The following is a 23,403-nucleotide window of genomic DNA, read 5'->3' on the forward strand; positions in this document are numbered from 1 at the left end:
CAATATTCGTGAAAATTACGCAGCTTCTTCCTTTCATTCTGATTTTGGCTTTGGGAATTCTTCTGGTTCCTTCCCAAACTTTTGCACAAGATCAGCAAGACAAAAAAGTCATCCAACTCTCGGGGATTATCCTAAATGCGGACAGCACCGATGCGGTGCCTGGGGTGAATATTTATGTCCCGAAAAAAGGAAGAGGTACTTCCAGTGGTAGATTTGGGTACTTTTCGATGCCTGTGTTGGAAGGGGACAGTGTTGTATTCAGCTTTATTGGTTTGAAAAAACAGACTTTCAAAGTTCCGGACAAGGTTGAAAAAGACCGAATCAACCTAATACTGACCATGGAGGTGGACGAAATTGCGCTTGCGGAGATTGAGGTAATGCCCTATCCAACAGAGGAAGAATTTAAGCAGGCAATCATTGCCATGAACGTGGTGGACCCAATGGCAATCAGCCGAGCTAACATGAGTCCTGAAATGTTGCTCCGATGGGCGGAATCTATGCCAGCTTCTGGAGGGGAAAATTTCAGGTATTTCCAACAGGGACAAATGCTCCAAAATCAGGATCTCTACGGTCCAAGGCCACTTCGAATCCTCGATCCCTTTGCTTGGTCACAGTTTATCCGATCTATCAAGCGGGGTGATCTGAAGAGTAATAACTAAAAGAGTGTCCTAGGTTTGGTATCTCTCCAGCCAATTGTGAGCTTTATTTCAGAGATTTTCCAAGCCGATTTCAAATAAATCCTTTACAAACATTTGGTGAGATTTATTTAAAAGGATATCTTTGTGCCTCATTTCGAAAAGGCAATAGAAAACTAGCTATATCATGAAAAAAGATATTCATCCTAAGTACAGAGACGTTGTGTTCTACGACACATCCAGCGAGTTTAAGTTTTTGACCAAGTCTACTATCGAGACAAGTGAAACTATCGAGTGGACTGACGGCAAAACTTACCCTGTATTCAAAATTGAAGTGAGCGCTGAGTCTCACCCATTCTACACCGGTAAGAAAATGCTTCTTGATACCGCTGGTCGAGTGGAAAAATTCAACAAAAGATACGCGAAGAAGTAATTCTAAGCGGCGATCGCCGAAAAAGTCTCCCGGGGCATGGATTCCGGGAGACTTTTTTATTTTTGCCCTATGAATCAAATCTTATTGTTTGACGACCCTGCCATCCGGGGCTCTTTACTTCCTTTTACTTTTACCCGGCCGGTCGCGGATATCCGAATAGGTATCCTGAAAATCTCCGAGAAGTGGCAAAAATATACCGCTGCGCAGGTTTCTTTTCTGACACAAGAATATCTTCAAAAGAAATTCCCCAGATCTCCGGGACCGGCACTTGCCTTAAATGGAGCCTGGCTTCCTGAGGTGGATTCAATTGAAATCCTAAAAAAACTGGGGCCAAACCAAGCCCTGTTTTGGGGAAAGACCCTCTTGGCAACTTTTATCGGGGAGACCGAAAAGAATCTAGCTTTTACAGCTGAAAGAGAGATTATTCAGCTGGACAAAGAGCCTGTTTTAGTTCAGAAACCCTGGAATATTTTCCAATTCAATGCTGCTGAAATCAAGAAAGATTTTGCCCTGATCACGAAAGGTAGAGTTTCCCAACCAATAGGAGATCCTCATACCGTTGTCTATGCTCCGGAAAATGTTTTTATCGAAGAAGGTGCAAAAATCAGGGCTGCAGTGCTGAACGCTGAAAATGGTCCAATCTATATCGGTAAAAATGCAGAAGTCCAAGAAGGCGCTCTGATCCGAGGTTCCTTTGCGCTTTGCGAAGGATCTATCGTAAATATGGGTGCCAAACTGCGGGGAGATACCACCGTGGGGCCTTATTCGAAGATTGGAGGAGAAGTTTCCAATTCGGTGCTGTTTGGCTATTCCAACAAAAGCCACGAAGGATTTCTTGGCAATTCCGTACTTGGTGAATGGTGTAACATCGGAGCAGACACCAACACATCCAACTTGAAAAACAACTATGCTCCGGTCAAACTTTGGGACTATACAAAAGGTGGATTCGCCAACACCGGCTTGCAATTTTGTGGACTGATGATGGGCGACCATTCCAAATCGGGCATCAATACCATGTTTAATACCGGAACAGTTGTAGGTGTGGGAGCGCTTATTTTTGGCGAGGGCTATCCCAGAAACTTCATTCCTTCCTTTGCATGGGGTGGTGCAGCAGGGTTTTCTACATTTGACATGTCCAAATTTGAGGAAACAGCAAAGGCCGTAATGGCCCGAAGAGGAGTGGAGTGGTCTCCTGAGGACAAAGAAATTTTAGAGCGGGTTTTTGAATTGTCCAAAACATACAGAATTTGGGATAAAACTTCCTGATACATCTTACTATGCAATTTGCTGAAATCCCCGGCCTTCCGGAAACCAAAGAAAAGTTAATCAATGCCGTCAAGTTCAATCATCTGGCGCATGCACTGCTTTTCCATGGACCCGAGGGTTCGGCAAATTTGACTTTGGCATTAGCACTTGCCACTTTTCTTTACTGCGAAAATCGGACAGAAATCGACTCTTGCGGGACCTGTGCTTCCTGTCAGCGGATGAAAAGGCTGGTGATGCCGGATTTAAATTTCGCATTTCCGGTCATTGCCAAGCAAAAAGAAGACGACAAGGGTGAGGATGAGGACGAGGAGAAAACCGATGTCCTGACCAGTTGGAGGAAATTTGTGATCGCCCAGCCATATGGCAATGTTCATGATTTCATCTACTTCAATGGATTTGAGAAAAAGCAACTGAATATTTCCAAAGCGGCCGCAAGGAAAATGATTCAGGCTCTTTCCCTGATGTCATTTGAAGGAGGCTATAAAATCATGTTGATATGGGCTCCGGAATTTTTGAATCCATCAGCTGCCAATGCGCTGCTCAAAATCATCGAAGAGCCACCTGCTAAAACGCTGTTTATGTTGGTGACTTCGCAGGCTGATCAGTTGTTGACAACGATTCTTTCCAGAACCCAAAAAATACAAGTCCGAGCTTTTTCAGATCAGGAAATCAGAACTCACTTGGTCAATGCCGGGCTTTGCGATGTCAAGGCGGCAGAACAAATAGCCATGCTTGCTGACGGCAATCTCCGTGAGGCTTACCGAATGATTGACCAGGTGGAGGATAAACAGGTGTCTCAGGTTCGTGACTGGTTTAGGCTCTGTGCCACCAAAAATCTCAAGGAAATCTTTGAAGAGGCGGACCGATTTCACAAGAATGACAAAGAAGCTCAAAAATCACTTCTGCTTACCGGTCTTAATGTGACCCGCGAGATTTTATTGAAGAACTTTGACCTCGATCAATTGCTCCGTACTACAGAGGAAGACCGCAAATTCATCGAAAATATCAGTAAAAAGGTACTTAATGAGGACCATGCGGTGAAGCTTTATGAATCATTCAACCAGGCCCATTATCACTTGGAGCGAAATGGAAATGCCAAGATGATTTTCACCGACCTTTCCATGGATATTTTGGTCATGATGTCCAAAAAATGAGGCCATGGAAAAAAAGATCATCGGTAGAAAAGAGAAAATCTCACTCCCCAAATTGGGACTCAAGCTGGTTTGGGCCAAAATAGACACAGGTGCCTTCACCAGTAGCCTGCATGCCGAGAATATCCGTGAGGAAATCAAAGACGGAAAAAAAATGCTCTGCTTCGAAGTCTTGATGCCAGGGCACAGGAATTATACCGGAAAGGCTCTTAGCTTTGAAAAGTACCGGGAAAAAAAAGTAAAAAATTCCTTTGGCCAAACAGAAACACGATTTTTGATTGTGACCAAAATCAGAATTGCTGGAGAATCCTTTTCGGCAGAATTTACGCTTTCGGATCGCTCCAGTATGAAAAATTCCATACTTCTGGGGAGAAAAATCCTACAGGGCAAGTTCCTGGTTGATGTGAATGGGGCTAACCTTTCCAAAGCTTATCGCAAGAAAAAATGAAGATCGCTGTCCTTTCGAGGAACTCAAATCTATACTCCACCCGTCGGCTCGTTGAGGAGATCAAAAAAGCCGGTCACGAAGTCCTCGTCGTCGATCACAGTCTTTGTGATCTGATTATAGAGCAAGATGGCCCATCGATCATTTACAGGGGCCAAAAACTGGAAGGGGTCGATGCGATCATTCCAAGGATTGGGGCCTCTGTGACTTTTTATGGAACTGCCGTAGTTCGTCAGTTTGAACTGATGGGTGCATTCTCAGCAGTCAATTCCCAGGCTATTGTCCGCAGTCGGGACAAACTCAGAAGCTTGCAGATTCTTTCCAAAAACGGATTGGGAATGCCAAAAACGGCTTTTACCAATTATTCAAAAGGCGGAGAAAAGGCACTTATCGAACAGGTAGGCGGAGCACCGCTGATCATCAAATTACTTGAAGGAACCCAGGGTTTGGGAGTAGTTTTGGCAGAAACCAAAAAAGCAGCCCAATCTGTTGTGGAGGCTTTTCATGGACTGAAAGCAAGAATTATTGTGCAGGAGTTTATCAAAGAGGCAAAAGGAGCGGATATCCGTGCATTTGTGGTCAACGGAAAAGTGGTGGGGGCGATGAAGCGCCAAGGTGCGGAGGGAGAATTCCGATCCAACCTCCACAGGGGCGGAGTAGCGACTGTGATCAAATTATCCCGTGTGGAAAAGCAAGCCGCACTGAATGCTGCCAAAGCACTTGGCCTGGATGTGGCCGGTGTAGATATGCTTCAGTCCGCAAGAGGACCATTGATTTTGGAAGTGAACAGTTCTCCGGGACTTGAAGGAATCGAGCAGGCAACGGGGGTAAACATTGCCGGAGAAATCATCAAATATGTCATAGCAGGAGTGAAAAAGAAATCCTCCATTCGCGATAAGCATCAATGATCAGAAAAGTAAAAATTGGAACCAGAGGCAGTAAACTGGCACTTTGGCAGGCTTATCATGTGGAAAGCTTGCTAAAAGAAAAGGGCGTCGAGTCCGAGATTGTCATCATAGACACCAAAGGAGATCAGGTGCTGGATGTTTCCATCGCCAAAATAGGAAGCAAAGGAGTGTTTACTCAGGAGCTAGAGGATCAATTGCTCGATGGCCGGATTGACATTGCCGTTCATTCAGCCAAGGACATGCAGTCCTCGCTTGGGGATGAATTTGAACTGATCGCTTTTACTGAGCGGGAAAAAGAAAACGATATCCTGCTTTCAGGAAAAACTGGAATTGATATCCGTGATTCTTCCAAGCCGTTGGTTTTGGGGACATCTTCCACCCGAAGAGTGGCGACACTGAAACATTTTTATCCCCATGTGAAAACAGTCGATGTCCGTGGTAATCTTCAAACACGGATCCGAAAAATGGAGGAAGGGCTTTGCGATGCGCTTTTGTTGGCCTATGCTGGTGTACATCGGATGGGGTATGACTCGATGATCAACGCTGAATTGGATTTGACAGAGTTTACTCCGGCAGTGGGTCAGGGATCAGTAGCCATCGAGGCTTCTAAATCACTTGACCCAACTTTGCGTCAGCAAATCAAAAGCGCATGTAACCACCCCGAGACAGAATTCAGGCTCAAAGCGGAAAGATCCTATCTCCGGGTTTTGGAGGGCGGTTGTAGCATTCCTGTTTTTGCCTTGGCAACTTTGGAAAAAAACACCTTAATCCTTAGAGGTGGAATCATCAGCTTGGATGGTAAAAACCGCATTTCTCTGGAAGTTTCCGGAGAAAAAACCGAAGCTGAGGCTTTGGGGAAAAAATTGGCGGAGATGGTTTTTGCCGCAGGCGGAAAACAAATACTAGATGAAATCAAAAAAACACAATCAAACAAATGATCAAACTTTTAAAGATCCTAAGCCTCAATTTATTGCTGGTCAGTTCGCTGGCTTGTGGACAGAATAAGGACTATTTAATCACGATTTCCACTAGGCATGGAGAGATCAAAGCAGTTCTATTTGATGATACCCCTGAGCATAAGAATAATTTCATCGCACTGGCAGAGGCCGGTAGGTTTGATTCCACCCAATTTCACCGGGTGATCAAGGATTTTATGGTGCAGGGCGGGGATGTTTTTGGAAAGGAAGGACTTCCCGCCGAGGAATGGCCTACAGTCCCTGCTGAAATTTTACCGAATCACTATCACCGTAAAGGCATGATTGCCGCAGCGAGACAAGGAAACAACATCAACCCGAGCCGTGCAAGTAATGGTTCGCAGTTTTACATTGTTCAGGGCCGGACCTATGAAGAACTGGAGCTGACCACGGATTTTCTTGCACTGCAGAAAGCAGTGTTGCAGTATGTCCAATTGGAAAGTCAGAAACCACTAAAAGAGGAGTACAACCGCCTTTATGCGGCACAGGAATTTGACAGTCTGACTAATCTGATTCTTTCCAAGCGGGATGAAATCGCAAAATCTCTAAATATTACCCTCACCAAAGATTATACTCCTGATCAGATTCAAGCTTATGCCACAATTGGTGGAACGCCTCATTTGGATCAGGAATACACGGTGTTTGGTGAAGTGATTTCAGGAATGGATGTAGTCGAAAAAATCGCTGCTGAGCCAACTTCCCGAGAAGTGCCCAACAATCCTGTGTTTATGCAGGTAAAGGTGGAAAAAGTGTCTAAAAAGAAAATCACCGAAGAATATGGCTATGTCTACCCAGAAATCAAGTAAACCCAAAATCCTGATCACCGGAGCCAATGGCTTGTTGGGACAAAAACTGGTGGAGCAACTGGTCGAACAAGGCAAGTTTGAAGTGATCGCTACCGGGAAAGGGCCCTGTAGACTGACAGGGGGAGGTTTTATTTACCAAAGTCTGGACATCACAAATCCGAATGAAGTAAGTGAGGTAATCACTAGACTTGCTCCGGAGACGATTATTCACAGTGCAGCAATGACTAACGTGGATCAGTGCGAACTGAATCGGGAAGCTTGTGTGGAGGTGAATGTGAAGGCGACTGAATATTTGGTAAAAGCTGCTGAAAAGATCCAATCCCACTTCATTTTTGTCTCTACGGATTTTATTTTTTCTGGAGAAAATGGACCTTACGATGAGGAGGCTGAACCTTCACCGGTCAATTTCTATGGAGAAACAAAGCTCATAGGAGAAAGTCTGGTAATGAATTCAAAAACCTCCTGGGCAATTGCACGGACAGTTTTGGTTTATGGCATAGCCAATGACCTGAGCCGAACCAATATCATTTTGTGGGTAAAAAACTCCCTGGAGGCAGGTAAGGAAATCCAGGTTGTGGATGACCAAGTCCGAACCCCGACTTTGGCGGAAGATTTGGCCTTGGGCTGTATTTTGATTGCGGAGCAACATGCCCAAGGCATATTTAATATCTCGGGATCGGATGTTTTGACTCCCCACGATATGGCAATAATGACTGCGGATTATTTCGGGCTAAATAAAGACTTAATCAAAAAAACAGATTCTACCCGGTTTACCCAACCTGCCAAACGACCGATGAAAACTGGCTTTATTATCGATAAAGCAAGAAAACAGCTGGGATTCGAACCCGAAACTTTCCGATCTGGAATAGGTATTTTGGCAAAACAAATTATCTTAGCCCGCTCTTAAAAAACAGTCTACACCCCGAATTTTACTTTATCATAATTTATGGCAGTTAGTTCTAACGGCGAAGAAAGGGGCCAATTTGGCTCAAGCCTTGGTTTTGTCATGGCTGCAGCCGGATCGGCGGTTGGTCTTGGAAATATCTGGCGGTTTCCATATCTGACCGGTGAAAATGGGGGTGGTGCCTTCGTTTTTGTTTATATCCTTTGTGTGTTGTTGATCGGTTTACCCTTGCTTTTCAACGAGATTGCTTTGGGAAGAAAGTCAGGGAAAAATCCAATAGGAGCTATTCGGGACACTGGAGGCAATAAATTTTGGCAGCTTTCCGGGGTACTTTGCGTACTGGTTTGTTTTTTTGTGTTTAGTTACTATTCAGTAATCGCAGGCTGGACTGTAGCATACATTTTTACTGAAATCATCAATATTCCGGTAGATTTTAAGGTCTTCGTAGCGACACCGATGTATGTCATCCCCTTGACTTTTGTTTTTATTCTGGCCACTATCCTGATTGTTTTGGGGGGTGTTTCAGGAGGAATTGAGAAAGCTGCAAAATTTTTGATGCCACTTTTATTTATCATTATCATATTTATTGCAGGTAGAGCGGTTACACTGGAAGGTGCCCAGGCAGGAATTGAATACTACCTTTCCCCCGATTTTTCCAAGATTAACTCCAAGGTAGTTCTGATGGCCCTTGGACAGGCATTTTTCTCCATGTCAGTAGGTTGGGGGTTGATGATTACTTTCGGTTCCTATTTGCAAAAAGATGCCAATATCATTCAGGCTTCCAGTTGGATTGCGGGAATGGATACAGCAGTGGCTTTGTTGGGAGGGTTAATGGTCTTCCCGGCGTTGTTTGCTTTGCTTCCTGGAAAAGATCCTGCATCGGGGCCTGCCTTGGTATTTGATGTCCTTCCAATGGTTTTTGACGCCATGCCGGGCGGGAATTTCATCGGTGGTCTGTTCTTTATCCTGTTGATGGTGGCGGCTTTGACTTCTACGATTTCTATGTTGGAGGTTCCTGTGGCCTATTTGATTGACGACAGAAAGTGGAACAGAAAAAGAGCAACTTGGACCGTAGGAATTGCTGCAATGATCCTTTCAGTTCCCTCAGCACTTTCTTCTATTGAAGGAAATATCTTCAATACCATGAGTTTTAATTTCTTAGGACATGAATTGTTGTCCTTCTTTGGAATCATGGACTTCATTTTTGGAACATTCGCAGTAATCGTGATTTGTTTGATGCTGGCGCTATACACCGGTTGGGCACAAAAAATCTCTGTATTCGCAGATGAATTGGCTCTTGGTGCTCCCGGATTTAAAGGGGCATTTCGTGCAGGTTGGATTTTCTTCATCAAATGGGTTTGCCCCATTGTAATTGGATTGGTAGTGCTCGATTTGATGGGAGTATTTGGTACTCCTCAAGAAGGAGGATAAAGGCAAAACTATAATTTGATAAAGGGAGCTTGCAGGCTCCCTTTTTATTTTCAACCAAATCAAGAGGTTTAGTTTTTATTGTGAAATGCTTTTCATATACTTGAAAAAGCATTTCATTTTTTATGAAAGTTCTCCTTGTTGATGATGATTCTGTTCACCTTCTGATTCTCAGAAAAATCTTTGAGAAGTCAAATCATGAGGTTGTGATAGCCCACAACGGAAAGGAAGCGCTCCAATACCTGGAATTTGACTCGTCATTTCAAGTGATTCTTACAGATATAATGATGCCGATCATGGATGGTGTGGAATTTTTGGATCACCTAAAGGAAAGTCCCCGTACCTGCAAAATCCCTACTATTGGGTTTACGGCCGGGGATGTGGAATATTATCGAGCCCACACTAAAAACACATTCGACAGCCTGGTCGCTAAACCAATGGACTTTTATGATTTATACAATCTGGCCCAATCTGCAGTCAGTAGCCATTTAAATTGAAATTATTGGCAAGGGAATTGCAAAAAGTTCGTTTAGAAATAAACTAAACCAAAATTCCCTGAGCCATGAAAAAAATCATCATTGTCCTTCTCTTTAGCTTTTTTGCAATTCAAGGATTTGCCCAAAATTCTGGAATTGGCATCAAAGCAGGCTTAAGCAGCACCAAATTGGATTTTGAAAGCAAAGAATTTATCCCCAGCGATGCCCAAACCGGATATCATATCGGATTATTTGGGAGGTTTGGAGGAGCAGGTTTTTTTGTCCAGCCTGAGCTTTTGTTCACACAGACCAAAGGTAATTTTGCATATGTACCCGATGCATGGAGTAGTGCTAGTCCCGAAGAATATGAGGCGGAATTTAACAGATTAGACATTCCGGTGATGGTGGGATACCGGTTTTTTAAATTAGTTCGAGTAATGGCTGGTCCTATTGCCAGCATCAATATCAATTCTGAAATAAAAAACTCCATTGAAACGGTGGAAAACGTGGAATACAAAAATGCGACTTTTGGGTACCAAGCAGGCTTGGGAGTTGATATAGGCAATCTTTCCGTTGACGCAAAATACGAAGGCGGCCTAAGCAAAATCACTGAAAATATTGGAACATACGATACAGACAATCGAATCAACCAATGGGTGCTTTCGGTAGGTTTTAAAATTTTCTAAGCAAGGAATATTTAATGAGAAAGCCCTCTGAATTTGATTCAGAGGGCTTTTTTATTTCCAATTTCTAATCTCGAATTTCAAATTTACTTTTCCATCACCATGGGTCCTGGTTCAGCAAGTTCATGGATTTGCTTCAAATCAATCACATAGACACTCCGACCGTGGGAACCCACAATCAAGTGATTTTCCCGCTCCTGGATGACCATGTCATAGATTGCAACATTGGGTACTTCTCCTTCGAAAAGATTCCAGTTGCTGCCTTCGTCCATACTGACATACAGCCCATGATCTGTGCCCAGGTAGAGGATGTTTGGCATTTTAGGGTCCTCGATAATAATGTTGGTAGACTCCTCCGGTAAATTCGCCTTGATGGATTTCCAAGTCTTTCCGTAATCTTCACTTTTGAAGACATAAGTATCGAATTCATCGTAGCGATAGCCGTTCAGCGTGATGTAGACCCTTCCTTCTTTGAATTTGGAAGGTGAAATGCTGCTTACCCAGCGATCCTGAGGAAGTCCAGAATTGAGGCTCGTCCAGTTTCCTCCATTATTTCTGGTAATCCAGACATTGCCATCATCGGAACCTGCATAGATGGTTCCGAATTCAAGTGGCGATTCTTCAACCACAGATAGGGTAGCATAAGGCACATTTCCTTTTTTCTGATTTTTGGTTAAATCTGGGGAGATAGTTGCCCAAGTATTTCCCTGATCCATGGATTGATAGACATATTGGGAACCCATGTACACGATGTCCTGATTGTGATAGCTGAGCTCGGCCGGGGTTCTCCAGTTCCAGCGGTTGGGTGCATTGCCGATATCATGGCCTGGAGTGATTCTGCGTCTTTCACCAGTCCTTTTGTTGATTCTGGAGTAGCTTCCAAACTGAGATCCGGTATAAACCAGGTCATTGTCACGGGTATCCACTGCCACAACCATGCCGTCACCTCCCATCAGAGATTCCCAAGGATCTTCAGGTTTGTTGGTAGACTTGCCAAACCAAACTCCATTGTCCTGCATGCCTCCGTAAATGTTGTAAGGAGTCGCCTGATCCACCATCACAGAGTAAAACTGGGAAATCGGCATCTGAGTATTCAGGTGGTCCCAACGTGACCCCCCACCAAAGCTTTGGTACAGTCCTCCGTCATTACCGAGAAGAATATGCTTGCTGTCCTTGGGATTGATCCACATGGCCTGATGATCTGAATGTGGATCGCCGATTGAATCTGTATTCGCGAAGTTTTTTCCGCCGTCTCGAGAAACCATCAACGGAACGCCCAACACGAAAACTTCATTTTCATCCGAAGTGCTTACTCTGATTTCCCCGAAATAGTAGCCATAGGTGTTGTAGAGCCTTCTCAAGTCGGATTCAGAAACTTTTTTCCAGGATTTGCCGGCGTTATCCGACCGGAACACCTCAGCGCCAATGATCGGCTGACCAAACATGGCAGCATTGGCATCGACTGCCCCGCCATTGTAATTGGCAATTTGCGCGGTGGTGATTTTGCCAGTTTTCAATTGGCGTTTAATTTCTGTTGCAGTGTATTTGGTAGAAAACTGGCTTCGTCTCAGGAGTGATTCCAGCTTTTTATCATCCAAAGCCAAGGCCTGATCCAGGGTCATGTCTTTGAAATCTTCCAATTTTAGCGGATTTTCTTCCTGTGGTTGATTTCCACGTTGGCGAGGAGGTTCTGCAGGAGTGTCGGATTTGCCCTGATTATCATGCAAAGCATACACCACGTTGGGATTGGAGAGACTAAAGTCAAAACCGATTCTTCCCGTAAACTCATCTTGAGGAAAACCTTCGACGGCTTTTTTCCAAGTGTCACCTCCGTCTTCCGATCTCCAGATCGAGGAGCCTTTTCCGTTGCCTATGAAGTCATGAGCCTGTCGGTACCTTTCCCAACTTGCGGCAAGCAAAATGTCCGGATTTCCCGGATGAATCTGCATGTCGATGATCCCGGTATTGTCGTCGATGTACAGGACTTTTTTCCAGGATTTTCCTCCATCTGTGGTTTTGTAAATACCTCTTTCCTTGTTTTTGGAATAAAGCCCGCCCATCGAACCTACCCACACGATATCCGGATTGGTCGGATGGATCAGAATCTGACCGATATGATGAGAGTGGATTAGCCCCATGTGCTGCCAGGTTTTGCCTCCGTCGGTGGATTTGTGAATCCCGTTGCCGGCATAGGTGGATCGGCTGGAGTTATCTTCTCCTGTGCCAACCCAGAGGAAATTGTTGTCAGATGGAGAAAGTGCCATGGCTCCGATACCCAATGCGCCTTGATGGTCAAAAATGGGAGTGAATGACTGGCCATTGTCTTCGGTTTTCCATATTCCTCCCGAGGCTGCCGCCACATAATAGGTGTTGGTGTTAGCGGCCACTTCGATGTCCACGATCCTGCCGGACATATTTGTTGGCCCGACGTTTCGGGCTTTAAAGTCCTTGAGAGGGGTGGAGGAAAGTAAGGCTTTGTGCTTTTCCACCGATTCCTGAAGGGCTTTTTCGGAGGTGGGTTTGATGTCCTGAGCCTGGAGCGAACCGAAGGAAATCAGTCCGGCAGCTAACAGGATTTGGTAAGTAGCTTTTTTCATGTGGTTTTTTTTGATCAGGTTGGAATATAACCAATCCTTTCAAAAGTGAATAAGGTGCTTTTGGGACTGGTCAAATGTGGTGTCAAAAAGACAAAAAAAATCCACGATCCTGAAACCGTGGATTTATGAATTGAGGAAATTGAAATTTAACCGATCAAGTTGCCTTCGTCGTCCCATTCGGCGACTTTGCCGCGGTCTTCAGGCTTTAGGAAAATAGACAAATACTTTTCAGGATTGGAAAGTCCATGCTTGTCCAAGACATTCTGGGGAACACCATCCCAGACATTTGGCGTATTTCCTACGTAGCCCATATATTTCCACCCCGCTTCGGTGGAGAAATATCCAGAGCAAGTCATGTTTCTCAGCATGTTGAACCAGCGGACAGCTCCTGAAAATTCCGGAATGGCTTTATCAGGCCAAGCAACCAAGTCCACAATTTTTATCACCTCCTCGTTGGAGAGTTCATTGAAAGGCTTGCCAAATTGCTCGTCAGCTTCAAAATCCAGCCACATCAATCCACCCCGCATCGGAGTCTGCATGCTTGGCTGATCTTTCATCATGAATTCCATGAAATCTGGAACTTTCAATTCAGTAGCGGAAGGGGAATCCGGCCCGGCAGGCATGATGATATCCACCAGAATATTGAGTTTTTTCTTTTCTTCTTCAGTAAAGAAATTCTCGGAAAGCAACTGGGCATCGCGAAGTTTTTCCTCCTCAGTCCGACCTCCTGGCGTACCACCTGTCAGGATCTGGTTTTGCACGGCCACCTGCTCGGGTTCACAACCGGTCAGCAACAAACCTGCCCCTACGGAGCCGGTAAAGAGCAGTTTTAGATTTTCTCTTCTGTTCATGGCTTAGATGTTTTTTTGTTTCAGCTGGTCCACAATGTATTCCGAGGTTCTCCAAGAAAGGGCCAAAATGGTCCAGGTTGGATTTTTGTCTGCTTGAGATACAAACGGTCCGGCATCGACCACAAACAGGTTTTTGCAGTCGTGTGCCTGGCAATTGGAGTTCACAACTGAAGTTTTGGCATTGTTTCCCATACGGGTGGTGCCCACTTCATGGATGATTCGACCCGGCGCATGGAGACCATATTCAGACTCTGGACCGGGCTTATTTCCCAAAAGGGTCGCGCCGGCATTAGTCAAGATTTCCTCAAAAGTCTCATGCATGTGCTTAGCCTGCTTGAGTTCTTCATCAGACCACTTGTAGTGGAATCTCAAAACAGGGATCCCGTATTTATCCACCACGTTCGGGTCAATTTCGCAGTAATTGCTGTGGCGCGGGATACTTTCCCCACGTCCGGACATTCCCAAAGTGGAGCCGTAGATTCTGCGGACGTCCTTTTTCAGACCTTCTCCATAGCCGCCGTTTGGACTTGGGTTGCCAAATTCATCCTTGAGGTATTTTCTCATCGTGTCCATGCTTCCGCCTGCACCATAAGCGGGTTGGCCCATGCCACCCCAATATTCGATGTGGTAGCCACGGGCAAAGCCCAGTTTTTTGTTGTCACCCCACCAAGGTGTGTACATGTGCATGCCCCCAACTCCGTCTTCGTTGTATCGCTCACGGTCCATCAAGTCAGGTAAAATCCCCATTCGGTCAGCACCGGTCGAGTCATGCAAATACCTTCCCAAAGCGTCCGAATCGCCACCTATCCCATTGGGATGGGATTTGGATTTGGAGTTCATCATGATTCGGGAAGATTCACAGGCTGAGGCTCCGAGTACCACCACTCTGGAATTAAGCTTGTATTCTTTCATGTCCACTTTGCTCACAAAAGAAACCCCGGTAGCTTTTCCACTGTCATCGGTGGTTACTTTTCTAACCATGGAATGGGTGTAAAGATCCACCTTCCCTTTTTTCATTGCCGGATGCAACAGGCAGGTTCCAGCAGAGAAATCTGCATAAACTTGGCAAGCCCGGTTACATTGCGCGCAGAAAAAGCAGACGCCCCGCTCATTGTTGATCGGGCGGGTAAGCATGGAAAGACGACCCGGGATCATTGGGATATTGACTTTGTCTGCTCCTTTTTTCAAGAAAAGTTCATGCAGCCTCGGCTTTGGAGGAGGAAGGAAAAACCCATCCGGTTCGTTGTAGATTCCTTCTTTGGAGCCAAAAACTCCAATCAGTTTATCTACTTTGTCATAATAGGGCTTGATGTCGTCATAGCCAATTGGCCAGTCGTCACCCATTCCGTCAATACTTGCTCTTTTGAAGTCATTTGGCCCAAATCGCAGAGAAATTCTTCCCCAGTGATTGGTTCGGCCTCCTACCATTCGGGAACGAAACCAGTCGAATTTGGTGCCATCTTTTCGGGTATAGGGTTCGCCCTCAATATCCCATCCACCTATGGCCTGGTCAAAATCGCCAAATGGCCGGATTCGGGTACCTGAACCTCTTCTTGGGGATTCCCAAGGTGGCCTGAGCTGGGTTCTGTCCTCGTCTTTTGCCGGGTCAAAATCCCCCCCTGCTTCCACTACAGCAACCGATAAACCGGCTTCGGAAAGGATCTTGGAGGCCATGCCACCCCCTGCTCCGGAACCCACGATGATCACATCATAGGCTTCCCCTGATTGTTTGATTTGAAAACTCATTTTCAAAAATTTTTAATGAAGTTGAAAATATAGCGCTAAAAATTTCAGGAGAGAAATGATTTAATTCGGAATATTATGTGAGGTTTTTAGTTATGGAAAATTGAAAAAAAGCATTAAAAAACCTGAGCTTTTGGGACTCAGGTTTAGGGTTTTTAAATAAGTTTTTTGATGAAAGGCCATACCGTTTCCATGACGATTTTGTGCCCTTCTTCAGTCGGGTGGATCCCGTCAGGAAGATTCAATTCAGGATTTCCAGCCACCCCTTCCAGAAGAAAAGGAATCAAGGTAACATTCTTCTCAGCTGCGACATCAGGGTAGATCGCCTTAAACTCATCGGTATATTCAAGTCCCATATTTGGGGGAATCTGCATTCCGGCCAGAATGATTTTTGTGTCAGGATATTTTGAGCGGACCTTGTCAATGATTGCTAATAAGTTGCTTTTAGTCTCACTCAATTGAATGCCTCTCAAGCCGTCATTTCCTCCCAGTTCCAGAATGAAAATGTAAGGCTCATCCTCCAGAAACCAATCCAACCGGCTCAATCCTCCTGCAGTAGTTTCACCACTCAGTCCTCCGTTGATTACGCGAAAATCCATTCCCAAACTGTCAATTCTATCCTGAGTCAATCCGGCAAAAGCATCATCCTGATCTATTCCATAGCCAGCGGTAAGGCTGTTTCCAAAGAAAAGAATGGTTTTCTCGTTGGAAGCAACCTGTACAGTATCGCTTCCGGCGACTTCAGTTTGTTTTTGATCAGATGAAGATCCGCAGGAACTAACTAGGACTAGGAAGGTGAACAAACTTAGTATCAGACTTAAGGAAATTCTTTGGAAATACATTTTTTAACGTTTTTCTTACTAATGGATAATTGGCAAAAAGGTTCGGAATTAACTGCAAATCTGTCAAGTTTCAACGCAAAAATAGCTTTTTCTGCGTTGGTCGAGCAAATATGCCCGTCTGTCGATCCCTCTTGGCATCCAAAGTTTAAATTTCTTTTATTTACTTGAATTACCTGAGGTCCAATTTCATTGCCCAACAAAGGAATGACTTATGCGTTTGACCTTTCAACTCTAAAATCAAGGCTTTTCATGAGCATTTTATCCATTAGGAACCTAAGTAAAACATACCAAAGCGGTAGCCGAAAGCTGACTGTTTTAGACGAAGTAAATTTTGATATTCAGGCAGGTGAAACCCTTGCAATCGTAGGCCCATCCGGAAGCGGGAAGACCACGCTTTTGGGACTTTGTGCCGGACTCGATTCCGGTTCTACAGGCAGTGTGGTGCTAAACGGCCAAGCTCTCGAGAAAATGAACGAAGACCAACGCGCCTCTGTCCGAAATAAGGACGTGGGATTCATTTTTCAAAATTTCCAATTGCTACCGACTTTGACTGCTTTGGAAAATGTGATGGTTCCTCTAGAGCTGAAAAAGCGAAAAGATGCCCGCCAAAAAGCGCAAGAATTGCTTGAAAAAGTAGGTTTGGGAGACCGCTTTACACACTATCCTACCCAGCTTTCAGGTGGAGAGCAGCAGCGGGTTTCCATTGCCAGAGCTTTTGCCAATGAACCTAAAATACTTTTTGCGGACGAACCTACCGGAAACCTGGACACAGAAACCGGTGAAATGATCGAGAAACTCATTTTTGACTTGAATAAAGAACAGGGTACAACTTTGGTCCTGGTCACTCACGATCTGGAGCTTGCTGCCAAAACCCAGCGCATCATTCATATCAAAGGCGGAAAAATACAGGAGGATGCAGATGCCTGATTTTGGTTGGATTTTAAAAATGGCGCTCCGGGATTTCCGGAAGAACCTCTCGCGGCTGTTGCTTTTTGTTTCCTCTATCGTGGTCGGGATTGCCGCTTTGGTGGCGATCAGCAGTTTTGGAGAAAACCTGACCAAGGATATCGACAACCAGGCTAAGGAGCTTTTGGGGGCTGATTTGGTATTGGAAAACAACAAACCGATCGGCGATCAGAAAGTCGATTCACTTGCCACGGAGATGGCATCCGAGGTGAATTTTGCCTCCATGGTGGCTTTTCCAAGTACTGGAGCAAGTAGGCTGACTCAGGTCAGAGCTTTGGAAGGAAATTTTCCTTTTTACGGAAAACTGGAAACAATTCCTGCGGAAGGTGATGCAGATTTCAGAAATGGAGGCAAAAAGGCTTTGGTTGAAAAGACCTTGATGGCGCAGTTCAATGCAAAAGTAGGGGATTTGATCAAAGTCGGGGCAGTCACTTTTCAGATAGCCGGAGAGCTTCAAAAAGTGCCTGGACAGACCGGGATCACAGCCACGGTGGCACCGGCAGTTTACATCCCTATGGCATTCCTTCAGGAAACCGGCCTAGTCCAATACGGTAGCCGGGTGGAGTACAACCGCTATTTGCAGTTTGCAACCGGCACGAATGTCGATGAACTTATCAAACCCTATGAAGAACAATGGGAGCTGGATCGGGTAGACGCGGATACGGTCGAAGACAGAAAGGAATCCACAGGCCGTTCCTTTGCCAATCTTTCCAATTTTCTTAGTCTTGTTGCCTTCATTGCATTGCTCCTCGGATGTGTGGGAGTAGCTTCTGCGGTCAATGTTTTTGTGAAAGAAAAGCTGGCTTCGGTGGCCGTATTGAGATGCCTTGGGGTTTCATCCCGAGATGTTTTGTTGATTTATTTGGCAGAGATTATGGTTATGGGCCTTGTCGGAGCATTTTTAGGTTCAGGATTGGGGACAGCATTGCAATATGTTTTGCCGGCGGTTTTTTCGGATTTTCTACCTGTTGAGGTCAATGTCGGGGTTTCATGGATTTCAGTAGGATTTGGAATCATCACCGGATTGTTTGTTTCAATTCTTTTTGCGCTTCTGCCTTTGCTCAAAGTGCGGAATGTATCGCCGATGGCCACACTTCGACCCGAAACAGCCGATACCACTTTGATGAAGGATCCTCTTCGATGGTTGGTTATTTTGGGGATTTTGTTGTTCATCTGGGGTTTTAGCTTTTTCCTGCTGAAGGACTGGAAGCTTGCTTTAGGCTTTACAGGATTTGTACTTGTAGCATTCGGAGCACTTTGGGGTGTCGGCCAATTCATAATGTGGGCAGTGAGAAAATTCCTGCCGATTTCTCTGGAATACACTTGGAGACAGGCTTTGGCCAATTTGTATCGGCCAAATAACCAGACGATCTCCTTGATTGCGACCATCGGATTGGGTACAGCTATGATTGCCACGCTTTTTTTTCTGCAAAATCAACTGCTTGAGGAAGCCAAGTTTGCTGACAAAGAAGATCAACCCAATATGTTGATGTTTGATATCCAAAGCGCCCAATTGGATGAGGTAAGGTCAAAAGTGCAAAACCGAAACCTGCCGATTATGCAGGAAGTGGCGATTGTGACCATGCAGCTGAATGAAATCAACGGTGTGGACAAAAAGGAAAATGAGGATTTGCCGGATGATAAAGATTACTCCCGCTGGCTTTACAACCGAGAATTTCGGGTAACCTACCGCGATACTTTGATTTCTTCCGAGACGATTACGGCTGGGGAATTGGTTCCTTTGGGAGCAAGAGGTGACAGTATTTTTGTCTCTTTGGAAAAAGGATTCGGAGAAGGTAACGGGCTGAAAATCGGTGATGAAATCGAATTCAATGTTCAGGGTAGACCAATCAAAACTTACATCGGAAGTTTCAGAGATGTGAAATTCAATCAGGTTTCGACCAATTTTCTGGTGTTGTTTCCAAGCGGGGTTTTAGAACAGGCACCGAAATTTCACGTGCTGATTACCAAAACAAAAACCGACCGGGAAGCAGCCGATGTGCAGGCAGAGATAGTGCGAGCCTATCCCAATATCTCGATTATCAATCTGGGTACAATCGTCGCAACGCTGGAGGAGATTTTAGGTAAAATCAGCTTTGTGATTCAGTTTATGGCCTTTTTCTCCATTGCAACAGGGATTTTGGTGCTGATCAGTTCCTTGATTATCAGTAAATATCAGCGAATGCGGGAAAGCATATTGCTAAGGACACTAGGCGCAAGTTCTGCTATCGTAACCAAGATCAATACCCTGGAGTATTTCTTCTTAGGGAGTTTGGCTTCGCTTTCGGGGATTCTTTTATCTTTTCTGGCGACGTTTATGCTGGGTGAATTTGTCTTTGAGATGAACTTCAGTGTGGCTTGGAAAGAGGGTTTGGTGATGTATTTGGCAATTACCGGACTGACGATTGTTTTGGGATGGCTGAATGGCCGAAAAATCATCAATCAACCTCCGATGGAGATTTTGAGGGGGAATGGCTGATGTAATGTAGAATTAGAAATGAAGAATTAGCCTCCGGAGACGGGGGCTTTTCTCGTTTATTAATAATGATGCCTGCACTGAGCGATTTCCAAAGAACCATCTTTGACCCTATAGACGAGCCGATGCTCTCGATCGATTCTGCGAGACCAAGTTCCGGCTAATTCGTGTTTTAGTGGCTCAGGCTTTCCTGTTCCAGAAAAAGGAGTGCGTTGACATTCCTTGATTAAGGCATTAATCTTTTTGAAAATCTTCCTATCAGTAGCGTTCCAATAAAGGTAATCTTCCCAGGCTTGAGTTGAAAAAGTAATATCCATCAGTTCAAAAATTATTCTTCGATCAGGTCTCTTTTGACTCCTTTTCCTTCATCCAATTCTTTGAGAGCTTCCAACAATCGCTCCGCATTTTTTGGGCTGCTCATCAAATAGTAGGTCTCCTGTAGGCCTTCGTAGTCAGATTTGGACAGGACAACGACATCTTCTCCATTTGTTCGGGTGACATATAATGGTCTTGAATCATTGACCACACCATCCAAATAGGATTTCATATTCTCGCGGAATTTTGAGTAGGTAGTGACTTCCATGGTGCTTGAATTTTCCTGAATTTGAAAATTTCTTTTTACTTGTACAAAATCCTGTACGAATTTGTTCCAAGAGATTTTGATTCTTCCAAAAATTGAGAAATGGATTTTTCATTTTTGTCTTTATATTTCATTTCTGTTCAACTCCAAGCCCATGAAAACCAAGCTCTCAGAATCTGAAATCGCTCCGCTTCATTCCATCGAAGATTGGGAAGATGATCTCCTGACCCGCTATCCCGAACCTAAGGACAAACAAGCCAAAGCAAAGGATGACTACCGTAATTACCATGATTCCGAGCGAGTGGATACGGTCAGGGAGTTTTACAAGCTGAATCATACCTACCAGACCTACGACTTTGTGGTGGATAAGGAAAAGGAGTTTTTGAAGTTTGAAAAGAAGGAAATGCCTTTTTGGGATGCGGTAAGTTTTCTCAACACCCTGATCGATGACTCCGACCCGGACACCAATCTCGACCAATTACAGCATTTGCTTCAGACCTCAGAGGCTATCCGGGCAGATGGACATCCTGATTGGTTTGTGTTGACCGGATTTATCCATGATCTGGGAAAGGTACTTTGCCTCTTTGGGGAACCTCAATGGGCCGTGGTGGGTGATACATTTCCGGTAGGGTGCGGGCATTCTGACAAGATCGTATATCCGGAGTTTTTTGACCGAAACCCAGACTCCAAGGACGAGCGATTCAATACAAAATATGGCGTTTACTCTCATCAGTGCGGTTTGGATCAGGTGAAAATGTCCTGGGGACATGACGAATACCTGTATCAGATGGTGAAAAATCATATGCCTGAGCCTGCGCTTTACATGATTCGTTACCACTCTTTTTATGCACAGCATAGAGAAAATGCCTACGATCATTTATTGAATGACCATGACCGGGAGATGTTCAAGTGGGTGGATAAATTCAACCCCTACGATCTATATTCGAAAGTGCCTGTGCCACCGGATTCCAAGGCATTGAGGCCGTATTATGAAGATTTGGTTGCCAAATATCTTCCTGCGACTTTGAAATTTTAAAAGAAGATTTGACTGAGGAAGGGGATTTGAAGGTCCCCTTTCTTTTTTTCATTTTCCGAAACAATTAACCCAAAATCCATTTCATGCTTACCGCCATTTCCTTTGTAGGATTCACGCTGTTTGTTGCTTTTTTTTCCTGGTACAAATTGAGAAAGGAGAATCTCAGCTCTAGGGATGGTTACTTTTTGGGAGGCCGGAGTCTCACAGGAGGCGTGATTGCTGGGTCAATGCTTTTGACCAATATCTCCACAGAGCACTTGATCGGGATGAACGGATCGGCCTACAAAAACGGCATGATCATCATCGCATGGGAAGTGACCTCAGCCATAGCTTTGGTGATCGCAGCTTTGTATTTTTTACCCATTTATCTGAGAATGGGTTTGGCTACGATTCCGCAATATCTGGCGGTTCGATTTGACGACACGACCAAGACCATTGTTTCGGTGCTGCTGATGCTTTCATTTGTTTTCACACTTTTGCCGATTGTGCTTTATACGGGAGCGATTAATCTGGAGAGTATTTTCAATGTCTCCGAGGTTTTTCAGATCAGCAAGTCAGAAGGAATCTGGCTGACAGTGATTACCATCGGAGTAATCGGATCTGTATATGCCATTTTTGGAGGATTGAAGGCTGTGGCCTATTCGGATATGATCAATGCCATCGGACTGATGATCGGGGGATTAATGGTTCCGGTTTTTGCGCTTTGGGATATCGGAGGCGGAAATGTTGCCGCAGGACTCAGCAAGGTGTACGAGACTATTCCGGAGAAATTCAAAGTGATCGGAGCAGAGGATTCTGTCATGCCGTTCAGTACGCTTTTCACAGGATTGATGATCAATCAGCTGTACTTCTGGGGAATGAACCAGACCATCATTCAGCGGGCTTTGGGGGCCAAAAACATGGCAGAAGCCCAGAAAGGCCTGCTATACACCGGGATTTTCAAGATCCTGATTCCCTTAATCATTGTGTTGCCGGGAGTGATTGCCTTTTATTATTACGGGGAACAATACTATGGCGATCAGGATTTTATTTATCCAGTTTTGGTTAAAAAAGTCCTTCCACTAAGTCTAATTGGCTTTTTTGCTGCAGTGGTTTTGGGCGCTGTGCTTAGTACTTTCAATTCGGTGTTAAACTCAGCAGCCACGATTTTCAGCCTTGATATTTATAAAAAAATCATCCAACCGGGAGCTTCAGACTCTAAGTTGGTTAAAGTCGGGAAGCTTAGTTCACTGATTCTGGCGGTGATTTCCATCCTGATTGCACCAATGGTAGCCAATGCACCCGAAGGCTTGTATCAATTGATGCAGCAGCTGAATGGGATCTTCTTTATCCCTATAGCTTCGATTCTTTTGGCCGGATTCTTTATTCCCAAAATCTCAGCTATGGGTGCCAAAGTGGGTTTGGTGACTGGATTGTCATTTTATCTGCTGACCACTTTTGCGATGGATGTTAAGCTCCATTTCATCCACATCTGGGGGATCGAATTTTTGCTCAATCTGGGGGTGATGTATCTGGTGAGCTTAAAATTCCCAGCCAAGACTCATATCGAGAGTCCCCGAGGACCGCTAAATCTTCAGGAATGGAAATACGCAAAACCACTTTCAATAGTGCTTTGTCTGGTGACTTTGCTGATTTATTGGTTTTTGGGGAGGTAGGAAAGTGTAAAATGAGGAATTAAGAGTTAGAAATTAGTTTATAGTTGAGTAACTTAATGTCTGCAACTGAAAAACTTTATAATAATGCACCCTTACACAATCCACCTTTTAGAGGACATTGAAAAGGCATTTAGGCCAAAAGATTTTTTTTTAAACCAAAAGAAGGTTTCCTCAGGTGATGAATTAGAGGATCATTTTGCAGAAATCGAAAGATGGCTCAATAAGGATAAGGAACCTACTTTTGGGAACTATTGTGGATTGAAATCAGGAGATTTTCCTCCGGTTGATTTCTATTCTTCGAGGGAGCTAAAAGCATTGGTTAAACTTTTCGAAAGAATGATGTTTTCATGGAATCTCAGTATGGATGTCCCGAAAACATTGCCAATAGACAGAAAATATAAGCTAATGATTGCAACTCTTGACGAACCCACTTTAATCGTTGAGGGTGGTTTTGTCGGGTTTGACTATTGTACTGGTAATCCTGAAGGCTGCGAATTAGAGGAATATTGTCCCTGCCTAAAATACTGGGAGGAAAAGTGAGATTTCTA

Annotated in this window: 23 protein-coding genes; 17 read left to right on the forward strand and 6 right to left on the reverse strand. The window is 44.6% G+C overall.

The features are described 5' to 3' along the window. Positions 1-14: 14 nt before the first annotated feature. The 12 genes from B0E43_RS29335 (at position 15) to B0E43_RS29390 (ending at position 10,112) form a co-directional block, all read left to right on the forward strand. Entirely contained in the window at positions 15-659 is a 645-nt protein-coding gene (locus B0E43_RS29335; protein ID WP_139352731.1) for a carboxypeptidase-like regulatory domain-containing protein, read from the forward strand. Positions 660-822: 163 nt separating this feature from the next. Continuing rightward, positions 823-1,068, forward strand: a complete 246-nt coding sequence (locus B0E43_RS29340; protein WP_077349004.1) for a type B 50S ribosomal protein L31 — start codon at positions 823-825, stop codon at positions 1,066-1,068. Positions 1,069-1,137: 69 nt separating this feature from the next. Then, positions 1,138-2,334: a GlmU family protein gene (locus B0E43_RS29345; RefSeq protein ID WP_077349006.1), complete on the forward strand. Its 1,197-nt coding sequence runs from the start codon at positions 1,138-1,140 to the stop codon at positions 2,332-2,334. Between the two features lie 11 nt (positions 2,335-2,345). Continuing rightward, positions 2,346-3,488 carry a DNA polymerase III subunit delta' gene (locus B0E43_RS29350; RefSeq protein WP_077349008.1) on the forward strand — a complete coding sequence of 381 codons (1,143 nt, stop codon included), beginning with the start codon at positions 2,346-2,348 and terminating at the stop codon, positions 3,486-3,488. Between the two features lie 4 nt (positions 3,489-3,492). After that, entirely contained in the window at positions 3,493-3,933 is a 441-nt protein-coding gene (locus B0E43_RS29355) for a RimK/LysX family protein (RefSeq protein ID WP_077349010.1), read from the forward strand. Continuing rightward, positions 3,930-4,838, forward strand: coding sequence for a 30S ribosomal protein S6--L-glutamate ligase (gene rimK / locus B0E43_RS29360; RefSeq protein WP_077349012.1), 909 nt, complete (start codon positions 3,930-3,932; stop codon positions 4,836-4,838). Before B0E43_RS29355 ends, rimK begins: the two co-directional genes overlap by 4 nt. Then, positions 4,835-5,776, forward strand: a complete 942-nt coding sequence (hemC, locus tag B0E43_RS29365; RefSeq protein WP_077349014.1) for a hydroxymethylbilane synthase — start codon at positions 4,835-4,837, stop codon at positions 5,774-5,776. Before rimK ends, hemC begins: the two co-directional genes overlap by 4 nt. Continuing rightward, positions 5,773-6,618 (forward strand): peptidylprolyl isomerase, encoded by an 846-nt coding sequence (locus tag B0E43_RS29370; protein WP_077349016.1) that lies wholly within the window; start codon positions 5,773-5,775, stop codon positions 6,616-6,618. Before hemC ends, B0E43_RS29370 begins: the two co-directional genes overlap by 4 nt. Then, the gene (locus tag B0E43_RS29375) at positions 6,590-7,525 is read left to right on the forward strand and encodes an SDR family oxidoreductase (protein ID WP_077349018.1); all 936 of its coding nucleotides are present in this window, start codon (positions 6,590-6,592) and stop codon (positions 7,523-7,525) included. Before B0E43_RS29370 ends, B0E43_RS29375 begins: the two co-directional genes overlap by 29 nt. Positions 7,526-7,564: 39 nt before the next feature. After that, positions 7,565-8,953, forward strand: a complete 1,389-nt coding sequence (locus tag B0E43_RS29380) for a sodium-dependent transporter (protein WP_077349020.1) — start codon at positions 7,565-7,567, stop codon at positions 8,951-8,953. Positions 8,954-9,075: 122 nt separating this feature from the next. Next, positions 9,076-9,447: a response regulator gene (locus tag B0E43_RS29385; RefSeq protein WP_077349023.1), complete on the forward strand. Its 372-nt coding sequence runs from the start codon at positions 9,076-9,078 to the stop codon at positions 9,445-9,447. Positions 9,448-9,512: 65 nt separating this feature from the next. After that, the gene (locus B0E43_RS29390; protein WP_077349025.1) at positions 9,513-10,112 is read left to right on the forward strand and encodes a porin family protein; all 600 of its coding nucleotides are present in this window, start codon (positions 9,513-9,515) and stop codon (positions 10,110-10,112) included. 83 nt (positions 10,113-10,195) lie between these two features. On the opposite strand, the gene B0E43_RS29395 is transcribed toward B0E43_RS29390, so the two are convergent. From B0E43_RS29395 to B0E43_RS29410, 4 genes are all read right to left on the reverse strand, one after another. Beyond that, positions 10,196-12,706 (reverse strand): glycosyl hydrolase, encoded by a 2,511-nt coding sequence (locus B0E43_RS29395; protein ID WP_077349027.1) that lies wholly within the window; start codon positions 12,704-12,706, stop codon positions 10,196-10,198. Positions 12,707-12,852: 146 nt separating this feature from the next. After that, positions 12,853-13,557 carry a gluconate 2-dehydrogenase subunit 3 family protein gene (locus B0E43_RS29400; protein ID WP_077349029.1) on the reverse strand — a complete coding sequence of 235 codons (705 nt, stop codon included), beginning with the start codon at positions 13,555-13,557 and terminating at the stop codon, positions 12,853-12,855. A 3-nt stretch (positions 13,558-13,560) separates the two neighbouring features. Continuing rightward, the gene (locus tag B0E43_RS29405) at positions 13,561-15,303 is read right to left on the reverse strand and encodes a GMC oxidoreductase (RefSeq protein ID WP_077349031.1); all 1,743 of its coding nucleotides are present in this window, start codon (positions 15,301-15,303) and stop codon (positions 13,561-13,563) included. Between the two features lie 152 nt (positions 15,304-15,455). After that, a complete protein-coding gene (locus B0E43_RS29410; protein ID WP_077349033.1) occupies positions 15,456-16,142 on the reverse strand; it encodes an arylesterase in 687 nt (228 codons plus the stop codon). Positions 16,143-16,391: 249 nt separating this feature from the next. Here B0E43_RS29410 and B0E43_RS29415 point away from each other — a divergent pair, with 249 nt between their 5' ends. After that, positions 16,392-17,069 (forward strand): ABC transporter ATP-binding protein, encoded by a 678-nt coding sequence (locus B0E43_RS29415; RefSeq protein ID WP_077349038.1) that lies wholly within the window; start codon positions 16,392-16,394, stop codon positions 17,067-17,069. Then, the gene (locus B0E43_RS29420; protein ID WP_077349040.1) at positions 17,062-19,587 is read left to right on the forward strand and encodes an ABC transporter permease; all 2,526 of its coding nucleotides are present in this window, start codon (positions 17,062-17,064) and stop codon (positions 19,585-19,587) included. The genes B0E43_RS29415 and B0E43_RS29420 overlap by 8 nt, the downstream gene beginning before the upstream one ends. A gap of 59 nt (positions 19,588-19,646) precedes the next feature. On the opposite strand, the gene B0E43_RS29425 is transcribed toward B0E43_RS29420, so the two are convergent. Together B0E43_RS29425 and B0E43_RS29430 are read right to left on the reverse strand one after the other, a co-directional pair. Further along, entirely contained in the window at positions 19,647-19,901 is a 255-nt protein-coding gene (locus tag B0E43_RS29425) for a Txe/YoeB family addiction module toxin (protein WP_077349042.1), read from the reverse strand. Positions 19,902-19,912: 11 nt separating this feature from the next. Further along, a complete protein-coding gene (locus B0E43_RS29430; protein ID WP_077349044.1) occupies positions 19,913-20,167 on the reverse strand; it encodes a type II toxin-antitoxin system Phd/YefM family antitoxin in 255 nt (84 codons plus the stop codon). Positions 20,168-20,318: 151 nt separating this feature from the next. Here B0E43_RS29430 and B0E43_RS29435 point away from each other — a divergent pair, with 151 nt between their 5' ends. The 3 genes from B0E43_RS29435 (at position 20,319) to B0E43_RS29445 (ending at position 23,395) form a co-directional block, all read left to right on the forward strand. Continuing rightward, complete coding sequence (locus tag B0E43_RS29435; protein WP_077349366.1) at positions 20,319-21,200, forward strand: inositol oxygenase family protein; 882 nt, start codon at positions 20,319-20,321, stop codon at positions 21,198-21,200. Between the two features lie 83 nt (positions 21,201-21,283). Continuing rightward, positions 21,284-22,855, forward strand: coding sequence for a solute:sodium symporter family transporter (locus B0E43_RS29440; RefSeq protein ID WP_077349046.1), 1,572 nt, complete (start codon positions 21,284-21,286; stop codon positions 22,853-22,855). 84 nt (positions 22,856-22,939) lie between these two features. Further along, positions 22,940-23,395 (forward strand): hypothetical protein, encoded by a 456-nt coding sequence (locus B0E43_RS29445; protein ID WP_077349048.1) that lies wholly within the window; start codon positions 22,940-22,942, stop codon positions 23,393-23,395. Positions 23,396-23,403: the final 8 nt, after the last annotated feature.

Origin of the sequence: Algoriphagus sp. A40, assembly GCF_002002735.1 — a bacterium.
GTDB lineage: Bacteria > Bacteroidota > Bacteroidia > Cytophagales > Cyclobacteriaceae > Algoriphagus.